This is a genomic window from Streptomyces sp. NPDC008163 (assembly GCF_042956885.1).
GTDB lineage: Bacteria > Actinomycetota > Actinomycetes > Streptomycetales > Streptomycetaceae > Streptomyces > Streptomyces drozdowiczii_A.
The window spans coordinates 187,800-200,447 of the sequence record NZ_JBIBHG010000013.1 but is presented as its reverse complement, the minus strand read 5'-3'; the positions used below and the strand labels follow the sequence as shown (position 1 = coordinate 200,447).

General features: G+C 72.5%; 12 protein-coding genes. 2 read left to right on the top strand and 10 right to left on the bottom strand.

Going from position 1 to position 12,648, the window contains the following annotated elements; all coding sequences use genetic code 11:
• Positions 1-142 precede the first annotated feature (142 nt).
• The 7 genes from ACFZAT_RS27140 to ACFZAT_RS27110 all read right to left on the bottom strand — a co-directional run bounded on the left by ACFZAT_RS27140 (position 143) and on the right by ACFZAT_RS27110 (position 7,583).
• Positions 143-577 carry a hypothetical protein gene (locus tag ACFZAT_RS27140; protein WP_391268091.1) on the bottom strand — a complete coding sequence of 145 codons (435 nt, stop codon included), beginning with the start codon at positions 575-577 and terminating at the stop codon, positions 143-145.
• Complete coding sequence (locus ACFZAT_RS27135) at positions 574-1,056, bottom strand: MarR family transcriptional regulator (protein ID WP_391268089.1); 483 nt, start codon at positions 1,054-1,056, stop codon at positions 574-576. Before ACFZAT_RS27135 ends, ACFZAT_RS27140 begins: the two co-directional genes overlap by 4 nt.
• Before the next feature lie 77 nt (positions 1,057-1,133).
• The gene (locus tag ACFZAT_RS27130) at positions 1,134-2,510 is read right to left on the bottom strand and encodes a diaminopimelate decarboxylase (protein WP_391268086.1); all 1,377 of its coding nucleotides are present in this window, start codon (positions 2,508-2,510) and stop codon (positions 1,134-1,136) included.
• Between the two features lie 126 nt (positions 2,511-2,636).
• Positions 2,637-4,253 (bottom strand): helix-turn-helix domain-containing protein, encoded by a 1,617-nt coding sequence (locus ACFZAT_RS27125; protein WP_391268084.1) that lies wholly within the window; start codon positions 4,251-4,253, stop codon positions 2,637-2,639.
• A 42-nt stretch (positions 4,254-4,295) separates the two neighbouring features.
• Complete coding sequence (locus ACFZAT_RS27120) at positions 4,296-5,036, bottom strand: MgtC/SapB family protein (RefSeq protein ID WP_391268081.1); 741 nt, start codon at positions 5,034-5,036, stop codon at positions 4,296-4,298.
• 162 nt (positions 5,037-5,198) lie between these two features.
• Positions 5,199-6,290, bottom strand: coding sequence for a lytic polysaccharide monooxygenase (locus ACFZAT_RS27115; protein ID WP_391268078.1), 1,092 nt, complete (start codon positions 6,288-6,290; stop codon positions 5,199-5,201).
• Between the two features lie 270 nt (positions 6,291-6,560).
• On the bottom strand, positions 6,561-7,583 hold the full coding sequence (locus ACFZAT_RS27110) for a substrate-binding domain-containing protein (RefSeq protein ID WP_391268076.1): 1,023 nt from the start codon (positions 7,581-7,583) through the stop codon (positions 6,561-6,563).
• 242 nt (positions 7,584-7,825) lie between these two features.
• Here ACFZAT_RS27110 and ACFZAT_RS27105 point away from each other — a divergent pair, with 242 nt between their 5' ends.
• Complete coding sequence (locus ACFZAT_RS27105) at positions 7,826-9,214, top strand: cellulase family glycosylhydrolase (RefSeq protein ID WP_391268073.1); 1,389 nt, start codon at positions 7,826-7,828, stop codon at positions 9,212-9,214.
• 276 nt (positions 9,215-9,490) lie between these two features.
• Positions 9,491-10,075, top strand: a complete 585-nt coding sequence (locus ACFZAT_RS27100) for a WHG domain-containing protein (protein ID WP_391268071.1) — start codon at positions 9,491-9,493, stop codon at positions 10,073-10,075.
• A gap of 43 nt (positions 10,076-10,118) precedes the next feature.
• Here the strand turns inward: ACFZAT_RS27100 and ACFZAT_RS27095 are convergent, their stop codons facing one another.
• The 3 genes from ACFZAT_RS27095 to ACFZAT_RS27085 form a co-directional block, all read right to left on the bottom strand.
• Complete coding sequence (locus ACFZAT_RS27095; RefSeq protein ID WP_391268068.1) at positions 10,119-10,301, bottom strand: hypothetical protein; 183 nt, start codon at positions 10,299-10,301, stop codon at positions 10,119-10,121.
• Positions 10,301-11,113 carry a MerR family transcriptional regulator gene (locus ACFZAT_RS27090; protein ID WP_391268066.1) on the bottom strand — a complete coding sequence of 271 codons (813 nt, stop codon included), beginning with the start codon at positions 11,111-11,113 and terminating at the stop codon, positions 10,301-10,303. The genes ACFZAT_RS27095 and ACFZAT_RS27090 overlap by 1 nt, the downstream gene beginning before the upstream one ends.
• 161 nt (positions 11,114-11,274) lie before the next feature.
• Entirely contained in the window at positions 11,275-12,633 is a 1,359-nt protein-coding gene (locus ACFZAT_RS27085) for a GH1 family beta-glucosidase (RefSeq protein WP_391268064.1), read from the bottom strand.
• Positions 12,634-12,648 lie beyond the last annotated feature (15 nt).

Genomic DNA, 12,648 nt, shown 5'->3' with positions numbered 1-12,648 from the left:
ACCCCCGGCGCCGACACCCACTCCGCCGGGACCGGCGCCCGACCCGATCCCGCAGCCGCCCTCGCCGAACCCCGACCCGGTGCCGCCGCCCGAGCCCGAGCCGTCACCGGTCTGACCCGGCGAGTCCGGGGCGGCCCACGGGTCAGCCGGCGGCCAGCATCGCGTCGGCCCGGGCGGTGACCTCGGTCAGCACCCGGCCCGCCGCGGCCAGGTCCTCGGCCGGCAGGTCCCCGTAGAGCTCGGCCGCGATGCCGGCGACGCCCGCCTTGTACGACTGGATCAGCGCGTCGCCCGCAGGGGTGAGCGCGAGCAGGTCACCGGGCCGCTCCTCCAGCAGACCGTCGTGCGTCAGCTCGGTGACGGTGGCCTCCGCCGCCGGAACGCCGAGCTTCACCGCCCCGGTCAGGCGCTCGACCAGTGCGCGGCGCCCGACGGCGCCGCCGGCGGCCTCGACGGCGTTGAGCGCCAGGGCCTGGTGGAAGGTGGCGCCCTGGGGCAGCAGCCGTTCGGCGAGCGCGCGCGTGGCGTAGTGGGCCATGCCGATGACCTGGCCGTTCACAGGGGGTGCGGTGCTCATGATGACTCCTCGCGGGAAGGGGTGACGGGAGGGACCGGCACGTCGAGCAGGGCCGTCAGTGCCTCGGTGAACGCCCCGGTGTCCTTGCCGCCGAGACCGCCGAGAGGTGCGAGCAGCCCGTCGACGAGCTCCCGCACCACCGCGACCGCGCGCTCCGTCGTCACACGGCCCTCCTCGGTCAGCGAGAGCCGGACGGCCCTGCTGTCCGAGGGGTCGGTGGTCCGTTCGACCAGACCCGCCGACTCCAGGGCGCGGGCCAGTTTCGAGACGTAGAGCGCTTCGAGTCCGGTGTGATCCGCCAGCGCGCGCTGACTCGGCCGCAGCCCCGCGTGCTCCATGCCCTGCAGGGAGGCGACCAGCGAATACTGCGCGTGCGTCAGGCCGAGCGGGGTCAGCGCCCGGTCGATGGCCACCCGCCACTTCATGGACAGGCGCCAGACCAGAAAACCAGGGGTCGCGCCCTCGATCGCGTTGCTCATGACAGATACCGTACATGGCTAATATGTCCATGGCTGCTAAATTCTGCGAGGCCACGGCAGCGCGTACACCCGTCGGCTCAGTCCCGCAGATTCAGCAGCGCGTCGGCGTGCGCGAGGCCGCTCTCCGCGGAGACCGAGTCCAGCGACTGGGCGTCGCGTACCGGCGCGAACCGCACCACCGGCTCCTCGCGGCCGCTCGCAGCGGCGAGCTCGTACCCGTACACCGCCGGGCGCGGCAGGCTGTTGTACGACCACGGCGTGGAGAAGTAGTACGCGCCCGTGTCGTACAGCACCACGAAGTCGCCCTCCCGCAGCTCGGGCAGCTCGCGGGCGTGCGCGACGACGTCCCCGGCGAAGCAGCACGGGCCCGCGATGTCCTGGACCACCATGGGCCCGCCCTTGGGCCGCCCGTCGGAGTCGAAGGCGCCGACCCGCAGGGGCCAGGCGTCCGGCATGAAGACGGTACGGGTGGCGGTCTGCGCCCCCGCGTGGGTCAGCGCGATACGGCGGCCGCCCGCGTCCTTCGTGTACTCGACCAGCGCACCGATGAAGCCGTTCTTCGCGAGCAGGGACCGCCCGAACTCGGTGACCAGCTCGTATCGCCCGTCGAAGAGCCCCGGCACGGCCGCCCGCAGCGCCGCCGCGTACGCCGCGAAGGTGGGGCGCACCTCGTCGTCGGCGAAGTTGACCGGCAGCCCGCCGCCGATGTCGAGCCCGGTGACCTGCCGGCGGCCCAGGGTCTCGTTGATCTCCTCGGCCAGCCGGTACGTCTCGGCGATCCCGGCCGCGATCAGCTCCAGGGAGCAGCCCTGCGAGCCGACATGGGCGTGCAGCCGGGTCAGCCACGGGTGCGCGGCGAACGCCTTCACGACCTGCTCGCGCGCGCCGGGGTCGCGCAGCGCCACGCCGAACTTCGAGGTGGCCGTGGCCGTGCTCATCGCGCCGATCGAGCCGCCGCCGACCTGCGGGTTGACCCGGAGGCCGATGTCGGACACCGCGTCCGCCGGGCGCAGCGAGGCGATCCGGTCCACCTCGTCCAGGTTGTCCGCGTTGATCGCCACGCCCACGGCCAGGGCCCGGCGGATCTCGTCCCGGGTCTTGGCGGGGGAGTCCAGCACGATCTTCGACGGCGCGAACCCCGCGTCCAGCGCGAGCCGCAGCTCACCCGGGCTGGCGACCTCGCAGCCCATCCCGCACCGCGCGAGCAGCCGCAACACGGGGACCAGTGAGGACGCCTTCGCGGCGAAGGTGTGCAGCACGGCGGGCACCCCGGGGAACGCCTCGTGCAAGGCGTCGACCGAGGCGCGCACGCCGTCCGTGTCGATGAAGCCGGCGACCGGGCTCGCCTCGCCGAGCAGACCGGCTGCCACGGCGTGGCGGACGACGGCCGCGACACGCGCGGACCCCGCCGGGGTCGAGGGGGACGGGACGGAGGAGGGCGAAGGAAGGCTCATGGAGCCAGAGTCGGCGATGAATGCCCCCAGGTCTCTGGACGGGCGGCCAAGAACGGTGCGCTTCCTTGTCCGGTCGGCCAAAAGTGAAGGCCGTGAGGAGCCGCGGCCGTACGAACAGACCGCAACCTACCCGCTGAGCCGGACGGCGAGCGTGACCAGGAGCCGGGTGTCGGGGTCCTCCAGATCCACCCCGAACCGCTCCCGGGCGCGCCGCAGCCGGTAGCGCAGCGTGTTCGGGTGGACGACCAGGTGCTCAGCGGCCCGCGCCACGTCGCCCGAGGCGTTGAGGTAGGCCGCCAGCGACCGGACCAGCTCCCCGCCCGTCGCCAGATCCGCCCGTACGAGGTCGTGCACCGGCCCCCGCCCCGCCTCCCAGACCGGACGGGCGGCGTCCAGGATCCGGGCGACGTCCAGCGAGGGGCCCACGCCCGCCGCGTCGGTCGACCGCTGGGAGCCTCCGGACGCCGCCCGCTCGCGCAGTACCCGCACGACGAGCAGGGCCTCCTCGTACGATTCCCGCACACCGGCCGCCCCGGCCGCCACCGGCCCGGCCCCCGCCAGCACCCCGGCGTCCTGCGCCTGGCCCGCCAGCTCCCGGGCCAGCGCCGCCGCGCCCCGGTCCGGCCCGGCGTCCACGGGCAGCAGCACCAGCAGCCGGTCGCCGTCGCGCAGCACGCGTACGGACGGGCGGTACGTCGCCGCCTGGAGCGCCGCCACATCGAGCGTGCGGTCGCCCGGGGCGGGCGCGGCGGCGAGGGGTTCGGCGACCACGACCGCGCAGGCGGCGTCGGGGGAGAGGCCGAGCGACCAGGCGTGCGTACGGGCGTCCCCGTCCCCGTACAGCAGTCCGCGCAGGGCGAGTTCGCTGCGGCGGGCAGCGCCGCTCTCGCGCAGCCGGTGGCGCACCAGCAGGGGAGCGGCGACCTCGGCGGCCCGGCGCAGCGCGTCCGGCGCGTCCGGGCGCAGCGGGCGTCCGTCGCCGGCCACCCAGATCGAGCCCAGGACCTCCGGGCCGCTGCGGACCGCGATGATCAGGCGCTCCGGCCCCTCGGCGTCGGCCGCCCGGTGGATCACGTCCCGGGACGTCCACAGCGTCCGGAGCATCCCGCTGCGCCGCAGCTCAGCGACGCGCCACTCCGGAACCCGGCCGCCCAGGATGGTGGACCGGCGCAGCACATCGGCTTCGGGCCCGGTGGCGGAGTGCGCCAGGACCCGCAGGCGGGTGTCCTCGATGGTGATCGATCCGCCGGTGTACTCCGCGACGGCCGCCGCGAGCGCGCTCAGGCTCTCCGGGCCACCGGGCCCCATCCGCCCGGTGGCCCCGTCGTCCGCGCCGGCCCGGGCACAGGCCAGTGCGGAGCGCAGCAACGCGGCGGCGTCCGTCCAGTCGGCCCACTCCGCGCGGGTGAGCAGGGCGACCCCCGCCTCCTCGGCGGCGGCGAGCACCTGCGGCGCGGCGGCCACCCCTTCCACGGCGCGCAGCACCACACCGGAGGCGCCCCGGCGCGCGGCCTCGCGGACCGGGGCGGCCGCCTCGGGGGACGAGGCGGCCGCCCCGGTGACCAGGACCAGGCAGCCGTCCAGCGACCGGGCCGGGCCCTCGTCGCCCACGGCCACCCCGCGCACCCCGACGTCACGGCCGGCGGGTGCGAGCAGCAGCCGCAGGCTCCCCCCGTCGTCGAAGGCGAGGACCTCGCGCAGCGCGACGGAGGGCTCCGGGGGGAGGGCGGCACGGCTCGTCATGGCAGCCGAGCATACGAGCACCCCGGCGAGCGGGGCCGGGGCTCACTCGTCGTTGAGATCGCTCCGGTTGCACGCCAGGACCCCGGCAGTGCCCGCGAGGCGTGCCGTCAGTGCGTCGGGGTCGCCCCGCCCCTGCACGCTGAGCGCGATCTCCACGGTCCCCTCGGCGTCCGGCTGCGCGCGCCGCCGCCGGTATCGGCCCGAGCCGGAGAGCGTGGTCAGCTCGGACACCGCGAACCCGATCTCCGTACAGTGGTTGACCAGCTCGCGGAGCGCGCCGACGCCCTCGGTGTACGTGATGCGGTAGCCGATCGACGCGTTGCGCAGGGCGGGGAGCCGGTGGGCGAGGGGGCGTACCCCGTACGACACCAGGAAGTACGCGAGCGTGGCCAGCGTCGCGAGCACGGGCAGCCCGGCACCGGCGGCGCAGCCCACGGCGGCGGTGAGCCAGATGGAGGCCGCCGTGGTCAGGCCCCGTACCGAGCCCCGGTGGACGAAGATGACGCCGCCGCCGATGAAGCCGAGCCCGGAGACGATCTGGGCCGCCACGCGCGAGGGGTCCAGCTCCACCTGGCCGGTCACCACGACGTCCGAGAAGCCGAACTTGCTGACCAGCGTGAAGAGCGCGGCCCCGAGCCCGACGATCGTGTAGGTGCGCAGGCCAGCCGCCTTCTGGCGGACCTCACGCTCGATCCCGATCGCACACGACAGGACGAACGCGATGCCGAACTGCGCCGCGTGCGTCCAGTTCTGACCGAACGGTTCGTTGATGTCGAGTGCCACGCAGCCTCCGTGCCCGTCCGGCGGAACATGATCGGACAGAGTCCACCGTACCCGGCCGATCGGGGCCCGGTGGCAAGCGGCGGGTCGGTCGCGGGTCGGTGCCGCGACAAGAAGGCGGCGGCTCCCGTGTCGCCCGGGAACCGCCGCCGTCCGCGTCAGGGGTTACGGGCTGACGCAGCCGATCGAGCCGACGGGGAAGTCATTGCCCGTCGAAGTCGCCGTGAAGCCGAACGTGACGCTGCCGTCCGCCGGGATCGACCGGTTGTAGTCGGCGTTCCTCACCGTCAGCGTGCCGTCCGACGCGGTGCTCAGCACCCCGCTCCACACGCTGCTGACCTTGGTGCCGGCGCCCGGCATCCACTGCACGGCCCAGCCGTCGAGCGCCGCGGTGTTGTGGTTCATGACCTCGACGGAGCCCTGGAAGCCGCCGCTCCAGGAGTTGGTCACCTCGTAGACGGCCATGCATCCGGTGTGCGGGTCGGTGGGGTCCGTCGGGTCGGGCGTCGGGTCCGGCGTCGGGTCGGGCGTGCCGCCCGAGCCGCGGATACCGGTGACCTCGCCGTGTCCGCCGTCGAAGACGATGTCGGAGCAGGAGAAGAAGTTCTCCTGACTGTCCGAACGCACCCACTGGATGAACATCACCGCGTCACCCGAGCGGCCCGAGGGCAGCGTCAGGTCCCAGTAGTAGTGACCGCCGTCGGTACCGGGCGAGCCCACCTGGGGCGGGTTGGTCACGGTCTGGATCAACTCCAGGTCGTCCCAGCCCAGTTCGGTGGTGGGGGAGTATCCCGGCTTGGAGACGTACACCCGGAACGAACCCGGGTGCGCGGCCCAGTTGCTGTGGTCGACCTCGATCTTGGCGCCCGAGGTGAGGTGCGTACGGGGCCAGTCGCCGCGCGGCGCGTTGTAGCCGGTGAAGTTGTACGGGGAGCGGTCGCCGGCACTGCACAGGGTGCCGTCCGGGACGTATCCCTGACCCCGCCCGCCCGCGTTGGAGTCGAGTACGGCGAACCAGTTGTACAGCGAGCTCGCCCCGCTCTCGGCGAGCGCCGCCTTGCACGCGGGGTTGGTCGGGTCCAGCGAGCCGGTGCTCGTCTTGGCGTCCAGCCAGCAGAGGTAGGTGCGCGAGCCCGGCGACATGGTGACGCCGTGGGCCTGCGCACTGCCCTGGCCCAGCAGCGTGAAGGCGATACCGCCGAGCAGTGTCGCCAGCACCGCCGCCAGGGAGGCGAGTTGTGTTCTGCGTCGTGCCATGGTGTCTCCTTCTGCGGGTGCGGGTGCGGGTGCGGGTGCGGGTGCGGGTGCCGGGTGCGGGTGCGGGTGCGGGTGCGGGTGCGGGGCTGTGGGGGCGGCAGGCCGCGGAGGGGTGTGGGGGCCGCGTACGGGTGGGAGCGCTCCCATGCATTCGTTGGTAGGGGACTGTAGGCGAGCGGTCGTGTCCCTGACAAGGTTGTGGACGGCATCGGCCGAAACGCGCCGCGATGCGCGCACGCGCCTGTCCGTACAACTCAACCGCGCTGTAGATCAACCAGACTGACGTACCATCAGTCGTGTACGCAGAATCACGTGGTGCCAGGCGACCTTCGGCCGGCTCATCTCCTCCAGCAGCAGCCGCACCATCGCTCTGCCGATCTCCTCCATCGGCTGCTGGACCGTGGTCAGCGGTGGATCGGTCTGCTCGGCCAGCTCGAAGTCGTCGAAGCCGACCACCGCCACGTCCTCGGGCACCCGCCGCCCCGCCGCGTGCAGCGCGGCCAGCGCCCCGGCCGCCATGCTGTCCGACGCGGCGAACACCGCGTCCACCTCCGGGTGCCGCTCGATCAGCCGCGCCATCGCGCGCCGCCCGCTGGCCTCGGTGAAGTCGCCCTGGGCGACCAGGGACGGCGGCTCGGCGCAGCCCGCCTCGCGCAGGGCCTCCCGATAACCGCGCAGCCGGCACTGGGCGACGTACATCTCGGGCGGACCGGCGATCGCGGCGATGTTCCGGCGCCCGCCGCGCACCAGGTGGCCGACCGCGTCCCGGGCGCCGCCAACGTTGTCGGCGTCCACATAGGTGACCCGCTCGTCGCCCGAGCGCCGGCCGAGCAGCACGGTGGGCACCCCGGCGTCGGCGAGCATGTCCGGCAGCCGGTCCTCGGCGCTCACCGACATCAGCAGCACCCCGTCGACCCGGCCGCCGCGCACGTACTCCAGGAGTCGCTGTCGTTCGCTGTCCGTGCGGACGAGGGTGAGCAGCAGTTGCACGCCGCGCTCGTCCAGGGCATCCCCGACCGCGCGCACGATCTCCGAGAAGAACGGCTCCCCGAACAGCCGCCAGTCCGTCTTCGTCATCACCAGGGCGACGGCGCCCGCCCGCTGTCCGGCCAGGGAGCGGGCGGCCAGGTTGGGTACGTAACCCAGTTCGTCGATGGCGCGTTGCACGGCGCGGCGGGTGGACTCCCGGACGCCCGCGGCGTTGTTGATCACTCGGGAGACCGTGCCCCGCCCCACCCCGGCGAGCGCCGCCACTTCTTCCAGCGTCGGCGTGCCGGAACCCCTGTTCAGCATGGACCACCCCCAAGAGCCACCGATCCTACGGCCCGGAGGGTGGGCGGCCGAGGGGGTCGGATCAATTGGAGGCCCCTTCATGGTGATTCTCTGGGAGCGCTCCCAGAGTTTATTTGTGCATGACAGCGTCGGATGGGTATCCGTGAGCTTCCGCAACGTGTACGGTCTCGGGCCGATGGGTTCTGGGAGCGCTCCCATCCAGTGGTTCCTCAGTTGTTCCCCTTCGATCGAGGAGAAATGCTGTGAAACGCTTCTTGGCTCTGCTGGCGTCCGGCGCCACGGTCATGGGCCTGACGGTCCTGGCCAGCCCACCGGCGGCGGCCGCCACCGGCTGCAAGGTGGAGTACACGGTCACCAGCCAGTGGGAGGGCGGCTTCCAGGGCGGGGTGAAGGTCACCAACCTGGGTGACGCCGTGAACGGCTGGCAGCTCAAGTTCACCCTGCCGGGCTCCGGGCAGAAGGTCGTCCAGGGCTGGAACGCCACCTGGTCGCAGTCCGGCTCCACGGTCAGTGCCGCCGGCATCGACTGGAACAAGAACCTGGCCACCGGAGGCACGGCGGACCTGGGCTTCGTCGGCTCCTTCTCCGGCGCCAACCCGGCGCCCACGGGCTTCACGCTGAACGGCGTCGCCTGCACGGGGACCGTCGGCGGCGGGGGCGACGACGATGATCCGCCGCCGGCCACGGGGGGCGGCACCCCGGTGGAGACCAACGGCCAGCTCCGTGTGTGCGGCACGAACCTGTGCAACCAGTACAACCGCCCGATCCAGCTGCGCGGCATGAGCACGCACGGCCTCCAGTGGTTCAGCCAGTGCTACACCAACGCGTCGCTGGACGCGCTGGCGAACGACTGGAAGGCGGACCTGCTGCGCACCGCGATGTATGTGCAGGAGGACGGCTACGAGACCGACCCGGCGGGCTTCACCAGCAAGGTCAACAGCCTCGTCGACATGGCCGAGGCCCGTGGCATGTACGCCCTGATCGACTTCCACACCCTCACGCCGGGCGACCCGAACTACAACCTGGAGCGCGCCAAGACCTTCTTCGCGTCCGTCGCCGCCCGTAACGCCTCGAAGAAGAACGTCATCTACGAGATCGCCAACGAGCCCAACGGCGTGAGCTGGGCCGGCATCAAGAACTACGCCGAGCAGGTCATCCCGGTGATCCGGGCCGCCGACCCGGACGCGGTCGTCATCGTCGGAACGCGTGGCTGGTCGTCCCTCGGCGTCTCGGACGGCTCGAACGAGAGCGAGGTCGTCAACAGCCCGGTCAACGCCACCAACATCATGTACGCGTTCCACTTCTACGCCGCCAGTCACAAGGACAACTACCGCGCGACAGTGAGCCGTGCCGCTTCGCAGCTCCCGCTCTTCGTGACGGAGTTCGGCACGGTGAGCGCCACCGGCGGCGGTGCGCTGGACCGGGCGAGCACCACCGCCTGGCTGGACCTGCTCGACCAGTTGAAGATCAGCTACGCCAACTGGACCTACTCGGACGCCAACGAGAGCAGTGCCGCCTTCAAGCCCGGCACCTGCAACGGCGGCGACTACAGCAGCAGCGGTGTGCTCACCGAGTCGGGCGCGCTGCTCAAGTCCCGGATCAGCACCCCGGACAACTTCCCCACCGGCTGATCCGTGAGATGCGGGGCCCCGGCGCGGCCGGGGCCCCCGCATCCGTGTGTCCACCGGCCGAACCTTGACACCTTGTCGACAGCGGCGAGACACTGTGAACGCTGCGGGAGAGCGCTCTCCCGGCGATCCCGGCCACCGTGTCGACCCACTCCCCGCTGTCGGCGCGGTACGGAAGCCCTCGGTGGTCACGGCCAACCGTGACCACCGAGGGCTTCTGTGTATATTCGGCGGAGCGTAAAGCTAAGGGGTCTAGGAAACACGTCGGCAGGGGTGGACATGGTGCGCGCGGGGCTCACGACCGAACGGGTCGTGGCGGCTGCGGCCGATCTGGCGGACTCGGCCGGCTTCGACAAGGTCACCATCTCCGCACTGGCCCGGGGCTTCGGCGTCAAGGACGCGAGCCTGTACTCCCACGTCAAGAACCTGGGCGACCTGCGGACCCGTGTCGCGCTGCTGGCCGCGGAGGAGTTCATCGACCGCATCGAGGCGGCGGTGGCCGGCCGGGCCGGAAAGGACGCGCTGACCGCGTTCGCCGACGCGTACCGCACCTTCGCACTGGAACACCCCGGCCGCTACGCCGCCACCCGCTGCCACGTGGACCCCGCGATCGTCGCCGAGGCCCCCGCGTACCACCGCACCCTGCGCACCACCTCCGCGATGCTCCGCGCCTACGGCCTGACCGACCCGGACCTCACGGACGCGGTACGCCTGCTCCGCAGCACGTTCCACGGCTTCACGGACCTGGAGGCTGAGGGCGGCTTCGAGGCGGCGCGACCCGTGCAGACGTCGTGGGAACGGGCGGTGGAGGGGCTGCATTTCCTGCTGACGAACTGGGCGTCGGCGACGGGCGCGAAGGCGTGACCCGCGGCTGACGCGTCCGCGACTCGCCGGCCGGGACGCCGACTCAGGGCATCCGGCGCAGGCGGGCGAAGGTGGCTGCGGCCTGGACGACGAGGACCACAGGCAGAGCCAGCAGAACGGCCCAGGGCATCGCACCGGCGGCGGCCAGGACGCAGAGGACGGGGAGGGCGAGAAGGGTCGGGACGGCTGAGGCCAGAGCGATACGGATTCGGGTTGGTGGATTCATCACCGGGCTCCTTCGGACGGATGCGGGTCACTCACGGCGGGCGTGCGTCGGCCGGAAATCCGGCGCGCCCGGTCCAGGTACGCGGCCAGCTCCCGCCAGTCCTCGGCGGGCGCCTCGGGTTCCCCCGACATGGCGACCGGGTCGTCGTGCCAGGCGGCCTTCACGCCGGCGGAGATGCCGGCGTCGCCGCCGGTGAACAACGCGCTGAGCTCGTCCATCCGGACCACGATCCGGCGGACCTGTTGGTCGGTGGGGGGAGTTCCGGCCGTGCGGAGCCGGTCCGCCCTGCGGTACAACTCGGGCCACTCGACTTCGAGCAGGTAGTGCCGCGCCGGCCCCAGTGCCGCGGCACGGGTCCACAGAACCCGCATCTGCTCGGAGTCCAGGTGGCGATCGAGGGCGTGCCCGCGCTCCGGGCCGGCGCGGCCGATCGCCCGCAGCGCATCGACCAGAGCCGTGGCCGGCGGAGCGTGCCCCACCGACAGCTCCTCGTCCAGTCGTACGAGCCGGTCGCGCAGGACGCCGAGCGCCTCGATGGACGTCTCTACACCGGCCAGGTGATCGCGGACCAGCCGCGTGGGGTCGACGCCCGCGTCGAGGCAGACGGCGATGGTGTCCAGCGCCAGCCCCAGACTGCGGAGCGCCAGCACCTGATACAGACGTGCGAGGTCGGCCTCGGTGTACTCCCTGTGCCCTCCGGCGGTGCGCTGCGAGGGGCTGAGCAGGCCGATGGTGTCCCAGTGGTGCAGCGTGCGCACGGTCAGTCCGCTGGCCTCCGCGAGGCGGCCCACCCGCCAGGATTCGCTCGTCATGGTTCCACGATGCATCCTCACACCGCGTGAGGTTCAAGTCCGCAGAACTCCTGGGTTCAGGGCGGGCCGTCCGGCCGTGGCACCAGGGTTCTCGCGCAGCCCGAAACCCCCGGCGGCGGCGGTGGTCCGTCGCGGCCGGGGGCTGTCGGTGTGCCCGAACGTCAGGCGGCCTTGCGGGAGCGGGGAGTCGTCGCTTCTCGGACCAGTTCCGCGTAGCGGCGGCCGCTGGTTTTGATCGTGCGGCGTTGCGTCGCGTAGTCCACGTGGACCAGGCCGAACCGCTTGTCGTAGCCGTAGGCCCACTCGAAGTTGTCCAGGAGCGACCAGGCGAAGTAGCCGGCCAGCGGGGCACCCTTGCGGACGGCGCGGGCGCAGGCCGCGAGGTGTTCCTCCAGGTACTGCGTCCGCTCGGGGTCGTGCACGGAGCCGTCGGGGAGTACGACGTCCTGGTAGGCGGAGCCGTTCTCCGTGACGTAGATGCGCTCGACGCCGTACTCCTCCGTCAGGCGCAGGAGCAGCTGCTCCAGGCCCTGGGCGTGGACCTCCCAGTCCATGTGGGTGTGGCGCGAGCCGGGCAGGTAGACCTGCTTGGCGTGCGGGACCGGGCCGGACGGGTCGGCGGTGACGACCTGGCGGAAGTAGTAGTTGACGCCCAGCCAGTCCAGCGGCGCGGAGATCAGCTCCATGTCGCCCTCCTGGACGGGGAGTTCGACTCCGTACAGATCGACCATGTCCTGCGGGTAGCCGCGCCCGAGGATCGGGTCGAGCCACCAGCGGTTGACATGGCCGTCACCGCGCACCGCCGCCGCCCGGTCCGCCTCGCGGTCGGTGGCCGCCTCGACGGGGCTGAGGTTGTTGACGATGCCGACCCGGGCGTCGGGGGAGATGCTCCGGATCGCCCGCACCGCGAGTCCATGGCCCAGGTGCAGGTGGTACGAGGCCCGGACGGCGGCGGTCAGGTCGGTGAGACCCGGTGCCATCGTGCCCTCCAGGTGGCCGATCCACGCGGAGCACAGCGGCTCGTTGAGGGTCGCCCAGTCCTTGACGCGGTCGCCGAGGCGTTCCACGACGACCGAGGTGTACGCGGCGAAGTGCTCCGCGGTCTCCCGTACGGTCCAGCCGCCCCGGTCCTGGAGGGCCTGCGGCAGGTCCCAGTGGTAGAGCGTGGCGAACGGGGTGATCCCGGCCTCCAGGAGCCCGTCCACCAGGCGGTCGTAGAAGTCGAGGCCGGCCGCGTTGACCGTCCCGTCGCCGCCGGGCACGATGCGCGGCCAGGCGAGCGAGAAGCGGTACGCGTTCGCGCCCACCTCCTTGATCAGGCCGATGTCCTCCGGGACCCGGTGGTAGTGGTCGCAGGCCACGTCACCGGTGTCGCCGCCGGCCACCTTGCCCGGGGTGTGCGAGAAGGTGTCCCAGATGGAGGGGGCGCGGCCGTCCTCGGCCACGGCTCCCTCGATCTGGTACGCGGCGGTGGCGACGCCCCACGTGAAGCCGGCCGGCAGGGCGCTGAGGTCGTTCACGGACTTCCTTTCCGG

Coding starts and splice junctions, on each gene's coding strand:
- ACFZAT_RS27140 (WP_391268091.1), bottom strand. CDS start 577: ATGAGCACCGCACCCCCTGTGAACGGCCAGGTCATCGGCATGGCCCAC.
- ACFZAT_RS27135 (WP_391268089.1), bottom strand. CDS start 1,056: ATGAGCAACGCGATCGAGGGCGCGACCCCTGGTTTTCTGGTCTGGCGC.
- ACFZAT_RS27130 (WP_391268086.1), bottom strand. CDS start 2,510: ATGAGCCTTCCTTCGCCCTCCTCCGTCCCGTCCCCCTCGACCCCGGCG.
- ACFZAT_RS27125 (WP_391268084.1), bottom strand. CDS start 4,253: ATGACGAGCCGTGCCGCCCTCCCCCCGGAGCCCTCCGTCGCGCTGCGC.
- ACFZAT_RS27115 (WP_391268078.1), bottom strand. CDS start 6,290: ATGGCACGACGCAGAACACAACTCGCCTCCCTGGCGGCGGTGCTGGCG.
- ACFZAT_RS27110 (WP_391268076.1), bottom strand. CDS start 7,583: ATGCTGAACAGGGGTTCCGGCACGCCGACGCTGGAAGAAGTGGCGGCG.
- ACFZAT_RS27100 (WP_391268071.1), top strand. CDS start 9,491: ATGGTGCGCGCGGGGCTCACGACCGAACGGGTCGTGGCGGCTGCGGCC.
- ACFZAT_RS27095 (WP_391268068.1), bottom strand. CDS start 10,301: ATGAATCCACCAACCCGAATCCGTATCGCTCTGGCCTCAGCCGTCCCG.
- ACFZAT_RS27090 (WP_391268066.1), bottom strand. CDS start 11,113: ATGACGAGCGAATCCTGGCGGGTGGGCCGCCTCGCGGAGGCCAGCGGA.